Here is a 19,636-nt window from a genome sequence, read left to right on the forward strand (position 1 = left end):
ATCTTCTATACAGTTTAGTATTTCCCCAATTCCCGCAGGCTAGTATGATTTTCCTGAATGCGGCGGAACATTTTTTCCATATCCGACTTGGTAAAGTTGACTAAGACCGGTCGGCCGTGAGGGCAGTTGTAAGGATTGTCACACTGGGATAACTGAAAGAGCAAGTCACGCGCAGAGTAATCATCCAGACTGTGATTGGCCTTGATGGATCGTTTGCAGCTCATCATAATGGCCAGCTCCGCTCGATATTTCTTGATGGAAACTTCCTTGGTCAGGAGAAGCATATCACACATCTCATAGATGCCGGCCTCAATCTCCTCTTCCTTGAACCAAATCGGATGCTCACGGAGGATAAACTGATTGGCTCCGTACTCTTCTAAAAAGATGCCAGCATCTTCTAACAGCTCCATCCGCTGCTTGATTCGCAGCATATCGTCCGCTGGAAATTCAAAGATATAGGGTACCAAGAGCTGCTGCTGGCTATTATCCACATCTCCAATCTTCTCCCGATAATACTCATACTTGACCCGCTCTTGAGCAGCATGCTGGTCAATAATGTAAAGACCGCCCTTGCCCTGAGCAAAGAGATAGGTGCCATGCATCTGGCCGAAATATTCTAACTCTGGGAAGCTTGACTTCTCTTCCTGTTCCAACTTATCTACAGCCCGCTCCAGACTGGCTTGATCTAGCTCTGGCTGGTCTAGTTGGTCATAGCTGGCCAGCTTTCTCTCTGCAAATTTGACTGAAGTCGGTTGCGACTCTGCTTTTTCATCGGTCGCTTCATGAACAGGCTCCGCTGATTCTTCGAAGGATAACTGCTGCTCTGCCACCTGTGGCTTGAGGAAGAAGTCATTCTGCTCCTTATCGTAGTAGAGGCGATTTTCTTTAAGGGGAAGGCTGGTCTGTTCGGGCTTATTGGCACGCTTAACAGTTGATTTGGCTAGATTTTCCAAAGCATCAGGGATAAGGTCCTGCTCCTTGAGACTAGTCGCAATGGCTTGCGAAATCAAGGCCATGAGTTCCCGCTCTTTAGAAATCCGCACCTCTTGCTTGGTCGGATGGACATTGACATCGGCCAGATAGGGGTCAATCTGAATATTGATGACCGCTAGTGGAAAGCGGCCTACCATCAGCTTGCTGCCGTAGCCGTCCAAAATAGCACGATTGAGCAGGAAATTCTTAATGTAGCGACCGTTGATGAGAATCGTAATATAATTCCGATTCGCACGAGTCAGCTCAGGCAGGCTGACATAGCCGCTCACTTCAAAGTCCAGATCTGAAGCAGAGATTTCCACCATTTTCTTGGCTGTTGCCAGACCATAGATGCCTGCAATAGCCTGACGCAGATTGCCACTGCCGGCAGTCCGTGTCATTTCGCGGCCGTCACTGATAAGGGTGAAAGCCACTTCCGGATGGGCCAGACTAAGCCGATTAATCACATCAACGATATGGGAAAGCTCTGCCTGCTGGCTCTTCATATACTTGAGCCGGGCTGGAGTATTAAAGAAGAGATCTTCTATCTTGATTTTCGTTCCTACCGGACTGCTAGTAGGCTCATGCTCTTCGATCTCGCCACCCTGGGCAACCAGCAGAGTCCCGTGCTGGCCGGCTTCCGTCGCTGTCTCAATGATAAAACGCGAGACAGAAGCAATGGAAGGAATGGCCTCGCCACGAAAACCCAGCGTCCGAATCCGAAAGAGATCCGCCTGCTTCTTGATTTTACTGGTAGCATGACGGCGAAGGGCCAGAGGAACATCTTCGTGGTCTATTCCCTCACCATTATCTGTCACCTGAATGCTCTTGAGTCCGGCGTCCTCGATTTCGATGGTAATCTGGCTTGCACCCGCATCAATTGAATTTTCCACTAGCTCCTTGACTACACTGCTGGGCCGCTCAATAACCTCACCGGCCGCAATCTGATTGGCTAGAATTTCTGGAAGTTCGATAATTTTTGACATCTTTTTCTCCGTATTTGTTCTGCTATCTATTATAACACATTGGGCTCTTTCTATCAGAAGGGAGCCTTTTCTCAACCATTCTGTGCAAAAGACAAACCAGATAGACACAAATAGCTGCCACATAGGCAAAAGGGCTTGTTTTCTCTGCCATGTTGCGGTTTAATAAAGGTGAAAGGAGGAAGTTATGAAAGTTAAGCCAAGAATTGATTCTCAAGTTACCGAAGACTCCGTCAGCATTGAGGCTCGCCTCATGACAGAAAGCATTCAGGAATTGGTCCACTTTGCTCAACATCTAGGCAAAAAAGACAAGATTCATGTCAAGAAAGAGGACGACATCTATCTGTTGGATGCTAAGGAAATCCACCGAATCTATACAGAAAATCGCCAGATTCAGGTTCGAACAGCAAAAGACGGCTATCGAGCTCAACAAGCTCTTTATCAGTTGCTGCAGGTCCTGCCGGAGTATTTCCTGCAGATTTCTCAGTCGGAGATTATCAACAGCCGACAAATCAGCCACCTCAAGCTGACTCCAAATGGTCTGATTCAAATATTTCTGAAAAACGGTGATCAGACTTACTCGTCCCGCCGCTATCTCAAATCCATTAAAGAAAGGTTGCAATTATGAAAACTCGTCTTAAAGAGCTCTTTTTCGGAGGGATTGGAGGGATTTTCATCGGTCTCTTCTTCTCCATGATTGTTTCTTATTTTTACAATCCAGCTTATCTACCGCTTCATCCTCGCTCTCCTATCGGCCACTTCTTTTTGAGCCAGCATGTCCATGTTTCCCTCATCATGCTCTACTGCATGCTTATCTGGTTTATCATGGGAGCTATTTTCAGATGGAGTGGAAGCTTCTTCCAAAGAGACTGGAGCATCCTGCGCTCCATTGTCAGCCACTATGGTGTGATGATTCTGACCTTTGCACTTTTAGCTAATCTAGCTGGATTTTTTCCAAGAGAAAAAATACTCAGCCTGACACTGACTGCCGTCGGGGAATTCACCCTCATCTATCTAATCATTTCAGGTGCCATCTACTACCGCACTTACCGCAACATTCAAAAAATCAATAGCGGTTTGTCTAGAAAATCGTGAGAAATAAAAAGAGCAGACTTGAGGCATTCACAAGTCTGTTCTTTATTTTTACAACTTCTTCTTCAACTCAGCTACCACCGCCATGACTTCCAGGGGAGTCATATTGTAGATGTCCAGGTCTCGGAGTTCAGTCAGGACCGGATTTTCCGGCCCTTCTGCAAAAAGAGACATCTGCTCCGCCACTTGTGACTGTTTTGGGCTGGATTCAGCAGGAAGCTCTGAGTCTAGACCGGTGCCCTGACTCTCCAAATGACTCAAAATGCTATCCGCCCGCTCCAGCAATTTCTTAGGAAGTCCGGCAATCTTCGCCACATGAATTCCGTAGGACTTGTCAGCCGGACCTGGCTCAATCTTATGCAGGAAAGTCACCTGCCCGTCCTTTTCCAAGGTTGCCACATGGACATTTTCCAAATGCTCCAAGCTATCCTCCAAGGCTGTCAGCTCATGATAATGAGTGGCAAAGAGTGTCTTGGCTCCAGTATAGTGATGAATATGCTCGATAATAGCCTGAGCTAGCGCCATCCCATCGTAAGTCGCCGTCCCACGGCCCAGCTCATCAAAGAGAATAAGCGAACGCTCGCTAGCCTGTCGAATGGCCCGATTGGCCTCCATCATCTCCACCATAAAAGTGGACTGGCCGGACACCAAATCATCTGCCGCACCAATACGAGTGAAAATCGCATCGAATAGTGGCAAACTGGCAGACTGAGCGGGCACATAAGATCCCATCTGTGCCATAATGACGATGATAGCCAGCTGGCGCATATAAGTTGATTTCCCGCTCATATTAGGCCCGGTAATCAGCTGGATGTCCGTTTTCTGGTCCAGCAGAATACTATTTGGGATGTAGCTTTGGGCTCCCATGACCTTTTCCACAACAGCATGCCGGCCTTTTTCAATCTGCAGACGGCGCTCTGCAGTAAAGACAGGGCGCACCAAATGCTGCTGCTCCGCTACCGCAGCAAAACTCTGCAGGACATCTACAGCTGCCAGCGTTTGTGCCAAGGCCTGCAAGCGCTGGATGTATTTGCCAGCTTCCTCGCGAATCCGCATGAAAATCTCGTATTCCAAATTAGCAGATTTTTCACGCGCCTCCAACATCTCTCCCTCAATCCGGGCCAGCTCTTCCGTTCCGAAACGCTCCGAATTTTTCAGGGTCGCCTTGCGGAAGAAATGACTAGGCACATGAGTCAGCTGGGAATTGGTCACATGGAAATAGTAACCATCTTTTTTGTTGTAATCAATCTTCAGATTGCTGATGCTGCTGTTAGCACGTTCTTTAACTTCCAGCTCCGCAATCCATCCAGTCCCCTCTCTCAGCACAAGCCTATACTGATCCAAGGTCTCATCAAAACCGGTCCGAATGATATTGCCCTCGGTGATGATATGGGGCGCATCCGGCGAAATAGCTGAGCTAATCAAGCCTGCCAACTCTGGAATAGGATCCAAGCCCTCAATCAAACGAGCTAGATGCGGGCTACCGATTCCTTGCAATATAGCCTTAATCTGAGGCACATTGCCCAATGTTGCTGCCAGCTGCAGCAGATCCTTGGGATTGGTCTTGCCAAAAGACACCCGACTAGCCAGCCGCTCGATATCATAGACTCCCTTGAGGCTCTCCATCAAATCACTCCGCTCAAAGAAATGATCCAGAAAAACCTCGACGACATTCTGCCGCTGGCTAATTCGCGCTTCATCAATCAGCGGTCGCTGGATCCAAGAGCGCAGCATGCGGCCCCCCATGGCCGTCTTAGTCTCGTCCATCAGCCAATAAAGACTGCCGTGCTTCTTGCCTGAACGACCATTTTCTGTCAAATCCAGACTTGCCTTGGTGGCATAGTCCATTTGCAGAAAGTCCTTGATTTCATAATGCTGGGCCTTCTTCAAATGACTGAGCTCCCTCATCTGAGTCCGGTGCACATACTCCAGCAATTTCCCTGCTGCCTGACGTTCCATCGGAGACAGCTCCTCGCCCAGCAGCTGGACATCGTCCAAGGCCGTCTGTACATAGGACAATAAGAGGTTCATCTGCCCAGCCAAGACCTGCTCCTCAGCTTCTGGCAAGGTATAGCCCAGCACCACTTCCCTAGCTTTCAAATTGCGGATTTCCCCGCAGACCAGGCTAAAGTCCTCTAAACTAGTCACCTGAAACTCACCGGTCACCAAGTCCATATAAGCCAGACCATAGAGGCTATCCGAGTAATCCAAAGCCACCAGAAAGTTATTCGCAGAGTCCGGCTTACTGGAGTCCACCACCGTCCCCGGTGTGATAACCTGAACGACCTCCCGCTTGACAACTCCCTTGGCTTCCTTGGGATCTTCCATCTGCTCCGCAATCGCCACCTTATAGCCTGACTCAACCAAAACATCAATATACTGCTGAGCCGAATGATAGGGAACTCCAGCCATGGGAATGGGATTTTCAGCATTTTTATTACGGCTGGTGAGAGAAATCTCTAAAATTTGCGCGGCATTGACCGCATCATCATAAAACAACTCATAGAAATCCCCCATCCGAAAGAGCAAGAAAGCATCTGGATAGTCCTTTTTGATATCCAAATACTGCTGCATGCCTGGCGATAACTTTTCTACTGCCATCTCTATCCTTTCTAAAAACAAACGAGGTCAGGACTTCTGTCTCAAACCTCTCCATTTTTCCTGAAAAAACTGTGATTCTTACATCACTTCCTGTATTTGCTCCTCAATCTCCTGAGCCGCTGCCTGATCCCGGCAAACTACTAAAAGAGTATTAGCACCTGCAACGGTTCCCAGAATACGGCTATCGAACGAGCTATCCACGACATTGGCCAGCACTGTTGCCTCTCCCAGGCCCGTACGAAGAACCAGACTAAACTCTGCCCTGGCCACACTCTCCACATGCTTGGCTAAAAACTCTATAAAATCAATCTCCTCAGTCTCATGCGCCAAAACATAATAAGTCAGCCCCTTCTTCTTAACCTTGGTCAGGCCGATTTCACGGAGGTCACGCGACAGGGTAGTCTGCGTCACATAAATCCCTTGCGCTTCCAGACGATCCTGAATCTCCTTTTGCGTTCCTAGCTTTTCCTCCTTAATCATCGTTTTGACTAACTGATGACGGTCATTCTTTCTCATTTTTACCTCATTATTGAATATTTAGAAGCTGCATTCATGAAGAATACTCCATCCGATGAAAAACTGCTTCTCCATCAATCTAGGCAAAGATTTGCAGGAATACTGAGAATAAACAAAAAACTTTAACGAAGAGTAATAGAGAAGAAAGCAATTAGATAGAAAACTCATCTATAAATACAGGTTCTTATCCCTCTTATTATATCAGAAAAATTCCTATTAGCCCAAAAATTATTCCCAAAAAAATTGAAGATTCCTTGAAAAATGTGATAAAATAATAACAAAAGACACAAAGGAGCAAATATGGATAACAAACAGTTGATTGCCGGCGAATTGGCCAAGGTTATTGACAGCCTTGATCAAGACGCTATTTTAAATTTATTGGAGCAGCCAAAGAGCTCTGAACTTGGCGATATCGCCTTCCCAGCCTTTTCTCTGGCAAAGACTGAGCGCAAAGCTCCTCAAATCATCGCTGCTGATATCGCTGAAAAGATTGACACAGCGCATTTTGACAAAGTCGTTGCGACTGGTCCTTATGTTAACTTTTTCCTCAGCAAGGCTGAAATTTCCGGCCAAGTTATCAAAGAAGTCATCAAAGACGGAGCTGACTACGGCCAGCAAAACGAAGGAAATAATCAGAATATCACCATCGACCTGTCCAGTCCAAACATTGCCAAGCCTTTCTCAGTCGGCCACTTGCGCTCTACTGTTATCGGTGACGCTCTTTCCAACATCTTCCGCAAGATTGGCTACAACACCATCAAAATCAACCACTTGGGAGACTGGGGCAAACAGTTTGGTCTCTTGATGGTAGCTTATAAGAAGTGGGGAAGTCAGGAAGCTGTTGAAGCTAACCCTATTGACGAGCTCCTCAAACTCTACGTGCGTATCAATGCCGAGATTGAAAATGACCCATCTCTGGATGAAGAAGGCCGCCTTTGGTTCAAGAAGCTAGAAGATGGCGACCCAGAAGCAACTGAGCTTTGGCAATGGTTCCGCGACGAAAGTCTGACAGAATTCAACCGTATCTACGAACTCCTAGGTGTCGAGTTTGACAGCCTAAACGGTGAAGCCTTCTACAATGACAAGATGGACGAAGGGATTCAAATCCTTGAAGACAAGGGTCTCCTGCAGGAATCAAAAGGAGCTAGCATTGTAGACTTGGAAGACTTTAACCTTCCGCCTGCTATGATTAAAAAATCAGACGGTGCTACCCTCTACATCACACGTGATATCGCAACAGCCATCTACCGGGCTCGCACTTACAACTTTGTCAAAAATGTCTATGTTGTAGGTCAAGAGCAGGCTAACCACTTCAGACAGCTCAAGGCCGTTCTGAAAAAGATGGGCTTTGACTGGAGCGATGACATGATTCACGTTGACTTCGGACTGGTGACTAAGAACCGTCAAAAATTGTCTACACGTAAAGGAAATATCATCCTCCTCGAACCAACTCTGCTGGAAGCTATCAGCCGAGCAAAAAGTCAGATTGAAGCTAAAAACCCAGAATTGGAAAACAAGGACGCTGTTGCTCGTGCAGTTGGGGTAGGAGCAGTTAAGTTCTACGACCTCAAAACCGACCGCCGCAATGGTTACGACTTTGACCTGGAAGCTATGGTTTCCTTCGAGGGAGAAACAGGTCCTTACATCCAGTATGCTTATGCTCGTATCCAGTCTATCCTGCGCAAGGCTAACTTCCAGCCAGATGCAGAGGCTACGTACAGCCTGAACGATCCAGAAAGCTGGGAAATTATCAAGTTGCTCCAAGACTTCGGCCGTGTTGTCAAGCGTGCTGCTGACAACTATGAGCCATCTCTGATTGCCAAATACGCTATCAGTCTGGCTCAAGCCTTTAACAAATACTATGCGCACACTCGGATTCTGGATGAAAGCCCTGAACGCGACAGCCGTCTGGCTCTCAGCTACTCAACAGCTGTTGTCCTCAAAGAAGCTTTGCGCTTGCTGGGAGTAGAAGCACCAGAAAAGATGTAAGCTTGATTTAGAACATCAAAAAACGAAAACCTCACTGGTTTTCGTTTTTTTCAATGTGATAGAGCTCTTCAATAATCCCCGCAACCTTCTTAATGTCTCCCAACATGCCACGCATTTCAAAATCAGCCAAAACTGGAAAACCGAAGCGCTCTGAATATTGCTTGGCTGTCAGACAGTATTGGTTGTTAAAGTTACGATTGCCACTGCCAATGACACCCAGACACTTGCTGGCATTCTGACCATAGGCGATAAAGTCCCCCACATCGGTTGTCAGAATTTCTACATCGCCATTGTCCACACCATTGCCACCCTCCAGATAAGTCGGCAGAAAAGCGATGAAAGGATTGTCCATTTCAAAAAAGGGCTGTCCTTCCTTTACCATGTCTTTGATATGAATCTTCTCTACTTCTAGGCTTGGATGCTGCTCCAGCAAATAGTCTGTCAGCCGACGGACAAAACTCTCTGTATTGCCGCTCAAGCTGATGTAAACCAAGGAAACCTTTGTCATTTTACTCTCCATTCTAAAAAATAACAGATACTGCTTCTTAAAATTGTAAGCACTTATCTGTTATTTGTCAAATCTTATTCGTTTGCAGCTAGTTCTGCTTTTTCAGCCTCTTTTTGCTGCTGGATTAGCTTAAAGACGACGATGGAAAGATAAATTAAACTGATGATAAAGCCCAGCACTGTTCCTAAAAGAAGACTGTTTGAATGCGTTGCAATGTTCTCAGGGCTTGTAAATACCTTGCCAACAATCCCTTTCGATGAAATATAGACGTAAACTTGAGATAACAAACTGACTAGTATATAAACGATATAGCTAATATTAGCCATCTGCAGATTTTTTCTAACCAAAAAGACGATAGATGCTATTAACAGAGCCGTCATAACGAAAAAAATCATCATATTCATTCCATTACGAAGAAATTCAAAATAAAGTTTATTAAACTGATTTGTCTGATCACTCAACTCTTTTGAGAAACCGATTTGTGTATAATCTACCTCAGAAAACTTTGAGAAAAAACGGCTCCATACTCCCAGTAAAGTTCCGATTGCTGACAAGACCAGCAAAACATAAAGATAAATTGGTTTCTTTTTCATGAACGCCTCCTGTAAAGAAATATTTTCACTTATTATACACCGAAAAGAAAAAGCTGACAAGACCAAGAAGCTTTCACCTTTTCAGAAGCCCACACAATAGCTAAATCCTTATTCATTTCTTCGACTAAAAAATCAAAGCCGAAACACTGCTGTCTCGGCTTTTTTGATTTAAAGAATATTAGCTGTTCAAGTGCCATACTTCTTCTTCGTATTGAGCGATAGTACGGTCAGATGAGAAGAATCCAGCTTTGGCGATATTGACGATGACTTTGTCCATCCATGCATTGCGGTCTTCGTAGTCCGCCAGCATGCGCTCTTTCACTTGGATATAGTCTTCCAGATCCAGCAGGGTCATGAACCAGTCCTTGCTGATCAGTTCATTGTAAAGACGTTCCAAGCGTTCAGCTTTACCAACTGCCAATACTTCATCGCTAACGATAAAGTCAACCAATGGCTTGATAGCTTCACGTGCATAGTACTCACTAGACTTGTAAGCGGATTTTGCGTAGAGGTCAATAACAGTCTCAGAATCTTCACCGAAGATGTAGATGTTGTCTTCGCCGACCAGCTCTGCAATCTCAACGTTCGCTCCGTCCATAGTACCAAGAGTCAAGGCACCGTTAAGCATGAACTTCATGTTACCAGTACCAGATGCTTCCTTAGAAGCCAGGGAAATCTGCTCAGAAATGTCACCAGCTGCAATCAAGAAGCTAGACGCTGTAACGTTGTAGTTTTCTACCATAACTACTTGCAGGTGTGGAGCTACTTGAGGGTCATTAGCAATCACTTCTGACAAGCAAAGGATGAGGTGGATGATGTCCTGTGCAATCGTGTAAGCAGGAGCAGCCTTACCACCGAAGAAGACAGTGATTGGACGAGCAGGGATGTTACCAGCCTTGATGTCCAGATACTTGTGGATAACGTACAGAGCGTTCATTTGTTGGCGCTTGTACTCATGCAGGCGCTTGATTTGGATATCAAAGATAGATTCTGGATTGATTTCCACACCTTGTGCTTCCTTCAAGTGACGAGCCAATTTACGCTTGTTGTGAGCCTTGATGCCTTCCAATTTTTCTTTAACATTTGCAGCGCCAGTGAATTCCAACAAGCCTTCGAGCTTAGTTGCATCATGGTGCCAGTCGCGACCCAGCAACTCATCTAGATAATGAGACAGACGTGGGTTGGCATGCATGAGCCAGCGGCGGAAAGTAATACCGTTGGTCTTGTTATTGAATTTTTCAGGGTAGATATCGTAGAAGGCTTTAAGCTCAGAGTTTTTCAGGATTTCTGTATGCAGAGCAGCAACACCATTGACACTGTATCCGTAGTGGATATCCATGTGCGCCATGTGCACACGATCGTCCTCATCAATGATTTGCACTGCTGGATCTACGTATTTAGCCTTAACGCGCTTGTCAAGCTCTTTGATGATTGGTACCAGATGCGGTACTACTTCTTTCAAGAATTCCAGAGGCCATTTTTCAAGAGCTTCAGCTAGAATCGTGTGGTTCGTATAAGCAGTCATCTTCTGTACGATGGCAATTGCTTCATCCAGATCCAAACCACGCTCAGTCAAGAGACGGATCATTTCTGGGATAACCAGAGATGGGTGGGTATCATTGATTTGGATGACAGCATAGTCTGCCAAGTCGTGCAGGTTGCTGCCTTTTTCAATCGCTTCGTCAATAATCAGCTGAGCACCATTTGAAACCATGAAGTACTGCTGGAAGATACGGAGCAATTCCCCTTGCTTGTCACTATCGTCTGGATAGAGGAAGAGGGTCAAGTTGCGGGCAATATCTGTCTTATCAAAGTCAATACCGTCTGTGATGATATCCGCATCCACTGAGTCCAAATCAAAGAGACGAAGACGGTTCTTAGTTTCTGTCTTGTAACCTGGCACATCAATATCATAAAGAGTAGATGTCAGGGTAAAGTGAGCAAATGGCACTTGGTAGCTGCGGCTAGAGCGAACCAACCAGTTTTGCTCAGTCAGCCAGAAGTTAGGAATAGTTGTCTGTTCGTTGTTTTTCAAAACCTGTTGGAAAAGACCAAAGTGGTAGTTCAGTCCTACACCATCACCATTAAGACCAAGTGTCGCAATAGAGTCCAGGAAGCAGGCAGCCAGACGACCCAAGCCTCCGTTACCCAAAGACGGCTCCAACTCAACTTCTTCTACCTCGATCAAGTCTTTACCAGCATCTGCCAACTCTTGCTTCACATCATCGTAAAGTCCAAGGTTGATCAAGTTGTTAGACAAAAGTTTACCAATCAGGAACTCAGCTGAGATATAGTAGAGTTTTTTCTTACCAGTATTGACTGGCTTTTGAGCGCTGGCTAATTTAGTGTAGTTCAAAAGAGCCAGGTAAAGTTCTTCGTTGCTGCAATCAGCAAGATTTTTTGAATAAGTATTTTTGATATAAGTTTGTAAGTTTGACATGATTAATCCCTTCAAGCCTGATTCGGCTGTTCTTTATTCGTTAATTAAATCGGTATTCATACGACGGTAAGTCTTGGTCAAGCTGTAAAGCTCACCTTCGACGATTGGATTCAGCTCTTCAGCTGTCATCCGCCAAGTCCAGTTGCCACCAATTGTGGATGGATAGTTCATCCGTGCTGCACTATCTAATTCCAGCAGGTCTTGCATGGTTGCAATGGCCATAAAGCTGACTGAAGCAAAGATTGTGCGCAGCATTGCATGAGGTACTGTTTCGTACTCCTTACGGTTGGTGTACTGAGCCATGTACTGGCGAGTAGCGTCGTCAATCTCATCCTTGTACCAGCCCAAAACAGTATTGTTATCATGGGTTCCGGTATACATGACTGAGTTGTTTGGCGCCAGATGCGGGCTATCGATGCTTTCATCATCAGGATTGAAGGCGAATTGCAAGATCTTCATTCCTGGGAAACCAGTGCGCTCGCGCAGCTCGATCACTTCGTCCGTCATAAAGCCTAGGTCTTCTGCGATGATATTCAAATCACCCAAGGCTTCCTTAACCGCTGCAAAGAGCTTGTAGTCAGGACCTTTGACCCACTTACCAGAAGCAGATGTTTCTGAGCCAGCAGGTACTTCCCAGTAAGACTCAAAGCCGCGGAAGTGGTCGATACGGACAATGTCGTAAATCTTGAAGCTTTCACGCAGACGCTCAATCCACCAAGCATAACCATCTTTGTCCATAGCTTCCCAGTCATAGATAGGATTGCCCCAAAGCTGGCCAGTTTCTGAAAATTCATCTGGCGGACAGCCTGCCACACAAGTTGGCTTACCAACAGCATCTGTCTTAAAGAAGTGAGGCTGTGCCCACACATCAGCACTGTCAGCTGCCACATAAATTGGCATATCACCGACAATCTCGATGTGATGTTCATTAGCATAGGCTTTTAATCTTAACCACTGCTTAAAGAAGAGATACTGGGTCACACGATGGTAGGTCAGCTTGTCAGCTAGCTTTTCACGATAAGAAGCGAGGCTAGCAGCCTCACGGCGGCGAATCGCTTCATCTGGCCACTCTGTCCAAGCTAGATTATCAAAATGCTCCTTGATAGCCATGTACTCAGCGAAAACTTCCAACCAAGCTGCATTTTGCTCTACAAAGCTCTCATAGTCAGACAGATCGTCTGCTTTCAAGAAGCGAGCTACTGCTTTTTCCATGATTGGACGGCGAGCATCGAAAATCTTTGCATAATCCACTTTTCTAGGATCATCTCCAAAATCAGCTCCCTTGACATCTGACTCGTTCAGCAGTCCTTCTTCTATCAGAATATCAAAATCGATAAAGTAGGTATTCCCCGCAAAAGCAGAGAAAGACTGATATGGAGAATCACCATAACTGGTCGTTCCCAGTGGCAAAATCTGCCAATAGCGCTGCTTGGTGCGAACCAAGAAGTCTACAAAATCATAAGCACTTTGGCCAAAAGATCCGATACCGTACTTGCCCGGAAGGGATGAAATGTGCATGAGCACGCCGCTTTGACGTTTTTTCATTTTGTCACCTCGTTATTTTTCCTCTACGCCTTTTCATTTTTACTTAATGCAAACGTTTGCGTCGACTTGATTATAACCTATTTTTTTTTTAGTGCAAGGGGTTTTTGAGATTTTTTTCAATTTATTGGTTAATGGATATAATGCTCTTTTAGGACTCTCTTACAGCCCCAATTATTTGCCGTTTTTCTCTTCTTGCAAGCGTTCTCTTTTTGTGTTAAAATGTTCTTACAAACAGAAAACGTTTGCGTTTACTGAGAAACTGCTTTATACTTGTTTTTTCGACCATCATAGTTAGGCAAAATCACTGGTTATAAGAACCATTTTGGGCAGAGGTTTGCATGACTCTTAGAAAGCAAGTGCTTCTACTAGTAGATTTAAAATAGTTGATATTATAGAAAGGATTTCCAGCAAATGCAGGCCTTTAGGAGGTTTTTATGCGAGTTACTATCAAAGAAGTCGCAAAACTAGCAGGCGTGTCGCCCTCTACTGTGACCCGCGTCGTACAAAACAAATCAACCATCAGTGAAGAAACCAAAAAACGGGTCCGTGCTGCTATGAAGGAGCTGGACTATCATCCCAACCTCAATGCCAGAAGTCTGGTCAGCCAGTCCAGCCAAGTCATCGGCTTGGTCCTGCCGGACGACTCAGATGTCTTCTATCAAAACCCTTTTTTCCCAACTGTATTGCGGGGGATTTCTCAGATTGCTTCTGACTATGACTATGCCATCCAGATCAGCACTGGGCAAGATGAAGAGCACCGCTTGGAAAATCTGAAGCAAATGATTTTAGGAAAACGAGTAGATGGACTGATCTTCCTTTATTCTAAGCAGGACGATCCTTTGGTCGACTTTGCAGTCAGGAACAACTTTCCTTTCCTTATCCTAGGGAAAGCTGTCTCACCTTTCATCTCTCTAGTGGACAACGACAATATCAAGGCTGGCTATGACGCAACCAGATATTTCCTTGACAAGGGCTATCAGAAAATTGCCTTTCTGGCTGGGAATAAGGAGCTGGTTGTTTCTCAAGATCGTTACACAGGCTACAAGCAAGCACTGAATGAAGCAGAACGGCCTTTGGATGAACGCATTATCAAATTTGCCTTCGGTTTCCTTCTGGAAGACAACAGTTACAAGATTATGGAGGAGCTGCCGCTAGATGAGATTGAAGCCATCGTGACCTCTGATACCTTGGTAGCAGAAGGAGCTCTGCACTATCTCAAAGATCAGGACTACCATATTCCCATTATCACCTTTGATTCTCTCAAACCACGGATTGATGTGGATGCTTATATCGATATCAATGCCCTTGAGCTTGGGAAAGAATCCTTCCGGACCCTCTTCCAAATCATCAAGGACAATAAAGAAGACAAGCAAATCTGCTATCGCCAGTTGATCCCGCATAGCATCAGCACTCGATAATCCGAGTGCTTTTACTCATTTATCAAAGATTCACATATCGGCCTTGTCCCAACCCAGGGCAGAGCCTGAACTCAAAACAATTACACGAAGAGAAACTGACAAAGAAAGAGGAAAAACATGGCCTTTCGTATTTTTCAAGCCTATTTAGATGACGAAAATATCATCACCATCGAACTGGAAAAGAGCTTTGAAGCCTACTCCATCCACTTTACACTGGAAGACAAGCACAGCTCTAGCCCTTTAACCATCAAAAACATCAACAATCAGGAAGAACGGATTATCTACACCGTATCGGCTAATGAGCCCATTGACCTAACGCAATCCTACAAGGTCTATGACCAAGACCGCAATCATACCGACCTGCAGTACCGCCATATCGTGAAAAAGCCTATTTTCGATGAGATTTTTGACTATGCAGGCGACGATTTGGGAGCTCAGTACAACCCCCAAGCCACCGATTTCAAACTCTGGGCACCGATTTCCGAAAAAGTCCTCCTGCATCTGAAAGACCAGGTTCACCATCTCAAGCGTCTGGATAAGGGAGTCTGGCATACCCGCATTGAGGGAGATTTAGAGGGAGCCTCTTATTCTTATCTCCATAAGATTAATGGCAAGTGGGTGGAAGTCCATGATCCCTACGCCCTATCCTCAGACGTCAATTCGGGCAACAGCTATGTCATCGATCTAGACAAGATTAAAAAGCCAATCAAACGAGCAAAAACACAGTTGGATCCGACAGAAGCTGTCATTTATGAAATGAGCGTCCGCGATTTCTCTATGCAGAAAGAAATTGGCTTCTCCTATCCCGGGAAGTTTGCCTCGCTGAGCGAATCTCCAGTCGTTCACGGCCAGAAGTTCGGTCTGGACTATCTGAAAGAGCTGGGTATCAGCCATGTGCAGCTCATGCCCGTCTATGACTTTGGCAGCGTTGATGAAAAGCATCCAGAGCTCGTCTACAACTGGGGTTATGACCCTGTCCAGTATAATGTCCCAGATGGCAGTTTTGCCAGCAATCCGCGAGACCCTTATGCCCGCATCTTAGAACTACAGGCGGCCATTACTGCCTTCCACAATGCTGATATCAGCGTCATCATGGATGTGGTCTACAATCATGTCTATGATGCCAACAGCTATGCTTTTGAAAAAATCGTGCCCGGCTATTTTTTCCGGCTCAATGACATGGGCTACCGGACCAACGGAACCTTCTGTGGTAATGATGTAGCCAGTGAGAAGGCCATGGTTCGCCGCTATATCAAGCAGTCGGTCAAGCAATGGGTCAGCCTCTATGGCTTTGACGGTTTCCGCTTTGATCTGATGGGGATTTTAGACATTCAAACCATGCAGCAGATAGCTAACGAACTCAAGGCGCTCTATCCTAACATCTATCTCTACGGTGAAGGCTGGCAGATGGATACTGGGCTGGCAAGTGAACGTTTGGCTCATCAGTACAATGCTGCCCAGCTTCCGGATTATGGGTTTTTCAGCGATCATTTCCGTGACAGTCTCAAGCAGACCATCGCCCAAGGTCGGCAAATCGAGAGCAAGACTCCTGCCAGTCAGCTTGAAAATGTCCTGACAGCAAATGTTGGTCTAAAAGGCGAGGCCCACTTCACTGCGCCCCAGCAGGCTATTAATTATGTGGAGTGCCATGACAATGCAACGGTTTTTGATTATTTTGATATCGTCAACCCTGCTATCACCTTGCGGGATCGGCTGGCCAATTCGCGGCTGGCTCTCCATCTCGTCCTGCTGGCTCAAGGTGTTCCCTTTATCCATAGCGGTCAGGAATTTTTCCGGACTAAAAATCTGATTGATAACACCTACAATATGCCTGACGAAATCAATAAACTAGACTGGCTGCGCTCCCTGCATTATACAGAGGACATTGCTTTTGTTAAACAGCTGATTGCTTTTCGCAGGGCACATCCGCTGCTGCATCTAAAGACCAGCGCCGCTATCAAGCAAGCCTGTCAGGTCAACTGGCTGACAGACAGTCTATTGGAGTACAAAATTCAAGACAGCAAAGCGAGCATGACCATCGTCATCAACTTCAGCAGCCAAGAGGCTGTCTACGAAAACAAAAACAAGCAAAAGCTGCACCTTCAATACCCAGCCATTGATGCCCAAAAACCAATCGCACCACTAGCTGACAGTTACAGCCTAGCTGGCAAGCAGTTGATTGTGTTGAAATAGATTATAAAACATCAGCCAATGAATAAGCTGATGTTTTTGTTTTTTTATAATCCCAAATAATCTTCGACTTCTGCCTGCATTTGGTCTGCAGCGACCGTCGTTTTGTGGCGCACTGGGGCTGTTTCTAAGCCATCCACAGCTGGTGGCAAGGCTACGCCAGAAAGTTCGTGCAGTTGATCCAAAGCCTCAAAGTCACTGAGTCCTGTTTGGCCAGTCACAGCCTCAACAGCCACGACTGGGAATTTATAAGGACTAGCGGTAGACGCGATAACAGTCTTGCGCTGATCATCTGTCTCTGCCAGATATTTTTGATAGACAGCAGACGCGACAGCTGTATGAGGGTCTTCGATGTAGTCAGATGCTTGATAGACCCGCTTGATTTCAGCAGCTGTTTCTTGCTCTGTCGCATAATCAGCCGCAAAGAGCTCTAAAATCCCAGCGTCAAAGTCCGTCAGTTCATACTGTCCATGTTCATTCAAAGCCGCCATCAAAGTAGCTGTTTTCTCAGCGCTGTTACCAGACAGGTGGAAAATCAAACGCTCCAAGTTAGAGGAAACCAGAATATCCATGGACGGACTAGACGTCACCTTGAAGCTCCGCTTCTTGTCATAAACCTGAGTCTTGAAGAAATCGGTCAGGACATTGTTTTCATTCGATGCGCAGATTAGCTTGCCAACCGGCAGACCGATTTGCTTGGCATAGTAGGCCGCCAGGATATTACCAAAGTTCCCCGTCGGAACGGTAAAGTTGACCTTGTCTCCTGCTATGATTTCTCCCGCCTTCACCAGCTGAGCATAAGCATAGACATAGTAGACAATCTGCGGCACCAAACGGCCGATATTCATGGAATTAGCAGATGAAAACTGGAGTTTGTGCTCCAAGAGACGAGCTCGTAGGTCTGTGTCGTTAAACATGCGCTTGACATTGGTCTGGGCATCGTCAAAGTTGCCATCAATGGCAACGACATGCGTATTGGCACCTGTCTGGGTCGTCATTTGCAACTCTTGAACCTTGCTGACACCATCTTTCGGATAAAAGACAATGATCTCAGTCCCAGGAACGTCCGCAAAGCCTGCCATAGCCGCCTTGCCTGTGTCGCCAGAAGTCGCCGTCAAAATGACAATTTTGTTTTCCAAACCGTGCTTTTTAGCTGCGGTTGTCATCAGATGAGGCAGGATAGACAAAGCCATATCCTTGAAGGCAATGGTCGCTCCGTGGAAAAGTTCTAGATTGTACTGACCATCCAGCTTGACCAAGGGAGCAATAGCCGCATCATCAAACTTGCTGTCGTAGGCATGGTTGATACAGTAGTCCAGCTCTGCTTCAGAAAAATCATCCAAAAATGCGGACAAAACCAGCTTGGCTACTTCCTGATAAGAAGCATCTTTGAGCTTGGCAAAGTCCAAATCGACCTGCGGATAGGTAATGGGCGTAAAGAGACCGCCGTCTGTCGCCAAGCCTTGCAGAATCGCCTGGCTGGCTGTTACTCTATTCTTTTCGTCGCGTGTTGATTGATAAACTAAGGTCATTCTCTCTCATCCTTTATCTGTAGTTCGCTTTATTATACCAAAATCTATCAGAAAATTCTCGCTTTTTCACAGAGAATATCAGAAAAAGCCCATTTCTGGGCTTGTTTTCATCTTATTCATTCATAGATACGTGAACGTGGTCGTAATGGTTTTCAGTCACGCTACCACGGTCTGGCATTTGGTTCCAAGTATTAGCTGGTCCATAAATGCTTTCAAATGGTGCATAGAACTGTTGCTGCCAGATAACGTAAGAGATTCCTCTTTCAGTCATGTTAGAGGTAACATCGGCTGCAACCTGGTTTCCTAATTCAGTATTCTCACCAACGATAAAGTCAGCCGCCAAACCTTTACCGTGGTCACCACTATCACCTGGGCGGTAGAGACTAAATTCTGTAATGCCATATTTAGCTGCTATCTCTTCTTTCAGAGCAGCAGTCTGTGGCTGAAGACCTTCATTAGCAGGATTGTTAGTTGTCACGCTAGCTGCGTCTGTTACAGCTGGAGCATTGTAAGTTGTTGGCTCAACAGCGGCAGTTGCTTGACTGACTTGGTCTTGGCCTAATTCAGTCGCTTCTGGAGCCGCCTCTGCTGGAGCCGCTGGACTTGCAGCAACTACTGGCTGTGGCGCTGCCTCTACAGGAGCTGCTGCATTTGCTTCCGCAGCTGGGGCTGCTTCACTTGCAACTTCTGCTACTGGGGCAGGAGCTTCTTCAGAAGGCGCTGGTGCTTGGTCTGCTGGAGCTGCAACAGCTTCCTCAACAGCCGGAGCTGGAGTTTCTGCTGTTTGAGCCGGTGCCGCTGGAGCGGCTTGTTCAGTACCAAAAATCTCGCTAGCTGTATAATCTTCCGTTACCAATCCTGCATTATTTCCTGCTTGGTAGCTTTGGATTTCTACAGAGGCAATTTCGTTGTGGCCATTTGTTGTAATGGTCAAAACAGTACCTGGGAAAATCAAGTCAGCATTGGCAATTTGGTTGATTTTAGCCAAGTCAACAAGATCAATGTTCATCGCTTGGGCGATATTTCCCAAAGTGTCTCCATATTGAACAGTGTATGTTTGTTGGTTTTCATTGCTCGTAATATCTGCTTTAATTTGCTCAACTGTTCTGGCAGTCCAGTTTTGTGGCTGCTCCTCAGCTCGCGTTGTTAACAAAGGCAATGCTGACAAAGCAACAGTTGAAGCTAAAAGTAATTTCTTATTCATTTTCATATACAAAATGCACCTTCCTAATCATTCATGATACAAAAACCATCTTA

The 19,636-nt window shown here is 45.9% G+C and carries 15 protein-coding genes; 5 read left to right on the forward strand and 10 right to left on the reverse strand.

All coding sequences use genetic code 11. The features are described 5' to 3' along the window. Positions 1–14: 14 nt before the first annotated feature. Positions 15–1,958 carry a DNA mismatch repair endonuclease MutL gene (gene mutL / locus HMPREF9378_RS02270; RefSeq protein WP_032909469.1) on the reverse strand — a complete coding sequence of 648 codons (1,944 nt, stop codon included), beginning with the start codon at positions 1,956–1,958 and terminating at the stop codon, positions 15–17. Between the two features lie 184 nt (positions 1,959–2,142). Between mutL and HMPREF9378_RS02265 the strand changes: the two genes are divergently transcribed. Together HMPREF9378_RS02265 and HMPREF9378_RS02260 are read left to right on the forward strand one after the other, a co-directional pair. After that, the gene (locus HMPREF9378_RS02265; RefSeq protein WP_002914196.1) at positions 2,143–2,583 is read left to right on the forward strand and encodes a LytTR family DNA-binding domain-containing protein; all 441 of its coding nucleotides are present in this window, start codon (positions 2,143–2,145) and stop codon (positions 2,581–2,583) included. Next, a complete protein-coding gene (locus HMPREF9378_RS02260) occupies positions 2,580–3,050 on the forward strand; it encodes a DUF3021 family protein (protein WP_002914197.1) in 471 nt (156 codons plus the stop codon). Before HMPREF9378_RS02265 ends, HMPREF9378_RS02260 begins: the two co-directional genes overlap by 4 nt. Before the next feature lie 48 nt (positions 3,051–3,098). Here the strand turns inward: HMPREF9378_RS02260 and mutS are convergent, their stop codons facing one another. Further along, positions 3,099–5,648 (reverse strand): DNA mismatch repair protein MutS, encoded by a 2,550-nt coding sequence (gene mutS, locus HMPREF9378_RS02255; protein WP_002914198.1) that lies wholly within the window; start codon positions 5,646–5,648, stop codon positions 3,099–3,101. 78 nt (positions 5,649–5,726) lie between these two features. Next, complete coding sequence (gene argR, locus HMPREF9378_RS02250) at positions 5,727–6,164, reverse strand: arginine repressor (RefSeq protein WP_002902018.1); 438 nt, start codon at positions 6,162–6,164, stop codon at positions 5,727–5,729. Positions 6,165–6,464: 300 nt separating this feature from the next. On the opposite strand from argR, the gene argS reads away from it, so the two are divergent. After that, positions 6,465–8,153, forward strand: coding sequence for an arginine--tRNA ligase (gene argS / locus HMPREF9378_RS02245; protein ID WP_002902017.1), 1,689 nt, complete (start codon positions 6,465–6,467; stop codon positions 8,151–8,153). A 31-nt stretch (positions 8,154–8,184) separates the two neighbouring features. On the opposite strand, the gene nrdI is transcribed toward argS, so the two are convergent. From nrdI to malQ, 5 genes are all read right to left on the reverse strand, one after another. Then, a complete protein-coding gene (gene nrdI / locus HMPREF9378_RS02240) occupies positions 8,185–8,673 on the reverse strand; it encodes a class Ib ribonucleoside-diphosphate reductase assembly flavoprotein NrdI (protein ID WP_002894111.1) in 489 nt (162 codons plus the stop codon). Between the two features lie 62 nt (positions 8,674–8,735). Then, positions 8,736–9,254: an ABC transporter permease gene (locus HMPREF9378_RS02235; protein WP_002902015.1), complete on the reverse strand. Its 519-nt coding sequence runs from the start codon at positions 9,252–9,254 to the stop codon at positions 8,736–8,738. 32 nt (positions 9,255–9,286) lie between these two features. Further along, positions 9,287–9,451, reverse strand: a complete 165-nt coding sequence (locus HMPREF9378_RS11695) for a hypothetical protein (protein WP_002902014.1) — start codon at positions 9,449–9,451, stop codon at positions 9,287–9,289. Continuing rightward, positions 9,433–11,694: a glycogen/starch/alpha-glucan family phosphorylase gene (gene glgP / locus HMPREF9378_RS02230; protein WP_002902013.1), complete on the reverse strand. Its 2,262-nt coding sequence runs from the start codon at positions 11,692–11,694 to the stop codon at positions 9,433–9,435. The genes HMPREF9378_RS11695 and glgP overlap by 19 nt, the downstream gene beginning before the upstream one ends. A 33-nt stretch (positions 11,695–11,727) precedes the next feature. Next, positions 11,728–13,239 carry a 4-alpha-glucanotransferase gene (gene malQ / locus HMPREF9378_RS02225; protein ID WP_002902012.1) on the reverse strand — a complete coding sequence of 504 codons (1,512 nt, stop codon included), beginning with the start codon at positions 13,237–13,239 and terminating at the stop codon, positions 11,728–11,730. 434 nt (positions 13,240–13,673) lie between these two features. Here malQ and HMPREF9378_RS02220 point away from each other — a divergent pair, with 434 nt between their 5' ends. Together HMPREF9378_RS02220 and pulA are read left to right on the forward strand one after the other, a co-directional pair. After that, positions 13,674–14,657, forward strand: a complete 984-nt coding sequence (locus HMPREF9378_RS02220) for a LacI family DNA-binding transcriptional regulator (protein ID WP_002894119.1) — start codon at positions 13,674–13,676, stop codon at positions 14,655–14,657. Positions 14,658–14,774: 117 nt separating this feature from the next. Beyond that, positions 14,775–16,850: a type I pullulanase gene (pulA, locus tag HMPREF9378_RS02215; protein ID WP_002902011.1), complete on the forward strand. Its 2,076-nt coding sequence runs from the start codon at positions 14,775–14,777 to the stop codon at positions 16,848–16,850. A 44-nt stretch (positions 16,851–16,894) separates the two neighbouring features. On the opposite strand, the gene thrC is transcribed toward pulA, so the two are convergent. Both thrC and HMPREF9378_RS02205 read right to left on the reverse strand, forming a co-directional pair. After that, positions 16,895–18,379, reverse strand: a complete 1,485-nt coding sequence (thrC, locus tag HMPREF9378_RS02210) for a threonine synthase (protein ID WP_002902010.1) — start codon at positions 18,377–18,379, stop codon at positions 16,895–16,897. 112 nt (positions 18,380–18,491) lie between these two features. Beyond that, positions 18,492–19,589, reverse strand: a complete 1,098-nt coding sequence (locus HMPREF9378_RS02205) for a LysM peptidoglycan-binding domain-containing protein (protein WP_002902009.1) — start codon at positions 19,587–19,589, stop codon at positions 18,492–18,494. Positions 19,590–19,636 lie beyond the last annotated feature (47 nt).

Origin of the sequence: Streptococcus sanguinis SK1 = NCTC 7863, from assembly GCF_000194945.1 — a bacterium.
Classification (GTDB): domain Bacteria; phylum Bacillota; class Bacilli; order Lactobacillales; family Streptococcaceae; genus Streptococcus; species Streptococcus sanguinis.

Bases quoted from the DNA above. Each gene is read 5' to 3' on its own strand.
- mutL (WP_032909469.1), bottom strand. From the start codon at position 1,958: ATGTCAAAAATTATCGAACTTCCAGAAATTCTAGCCAATCAGATTGCG.
- HMPREF9378_RS02265 (WP_002914196.1), top strand. From the start codon at position 2,143: ATGAAAGTTAAGCCAAGAATTGATTCTCAAGTTACCGAAGACTCCGTC.
- HMPREF9378_RS02260 (WP_002914197.1), top strand. From the start codon at position 2,580: ATGAAAACTCGTCTTAAAGAGCTCTTTTTCGGAGGGATTGGAGGGATT.
- mutS (WP_002914198.1), bottom strand. From the start codon at position 5,648: ATGGCAGTAGAAAAGTTATCGCCAGGCATGCAGCAGTATTTGGATATC.
- argR (WP_002902018.1), bottom strand. From the start codon at position 6,164: ATGAGAAAGAATGACCGTCATCAGTTAGTCAAAACGATGATTAAGGAG.
- argS (WP_002902017.1), top strand. From the start codon at position 6,465: ATGGATAACAAACAGTTGATTGCCGGCGAATTGGCCAAGGTTATTGAC.
- nrdI (WP_002894111.1), bottom strand. From the start codon at position 8,673: ATGGAGAGTAAAATGACAAAGGTTTCCTTGGTTTACATCAGCTTGAGC.
- HMPREF9378_RS02235 (WP_002902015.1), bottom strand. From the start codon at position 9,254: ATGAAAAAGAAACCAATTTATCTTTATGTTTTGCTGGTCTTGTCAGCA.
- HMPREF9378_RS11695 (WP_002902014.1), bottom strand. From the start codon at position 9,451: ATGGCACTTGAACAGCTAATATTCTTTAAATCAAAAAAGCCGAGACAG.
- glgP (WP_002902013.1), bottom strand. From the start codon at position 11,694: ATGTCAAACTTACAAACTTATATCAAAAATACTTATTCAAAAAATCTT.
- malQ (WP_002902012.1), bottom strand. From the start codon at position 13,239: ATGAAAAAACGTCAAAGCGGCGTGCTCATGCACATTTCATCCCTTCCG.
- HMPREF9378_RS02220 (WP_002894119.1), top strand. From the start codon at position 13,674: ATGCGAGTTACTATCAAAGAAGTCGCAAAACTAGCAGGCGTGTCGCCC.
- pulA (WP_002902011.1), top strand. From the start codon at position 14,775: ATGGCCTTTCGTATTTTTCAAGCCTATTTAGATGACGAAAATATCATC.
- thrC (WP_002902010.1), bottom strand. From the start codon at position 18,379: ATGACCTTAGTTTATCAATCAACACGCGACGAAAAGAATAGAGTAACA.
- HMPREF9378_RS02205 (WP_002902009.1), bottom strand. From the start codon at position 19,589: ATGAAAATGAATAAGAAATTACTTTTAGCTTCAACTGTTGCTTTGTCA.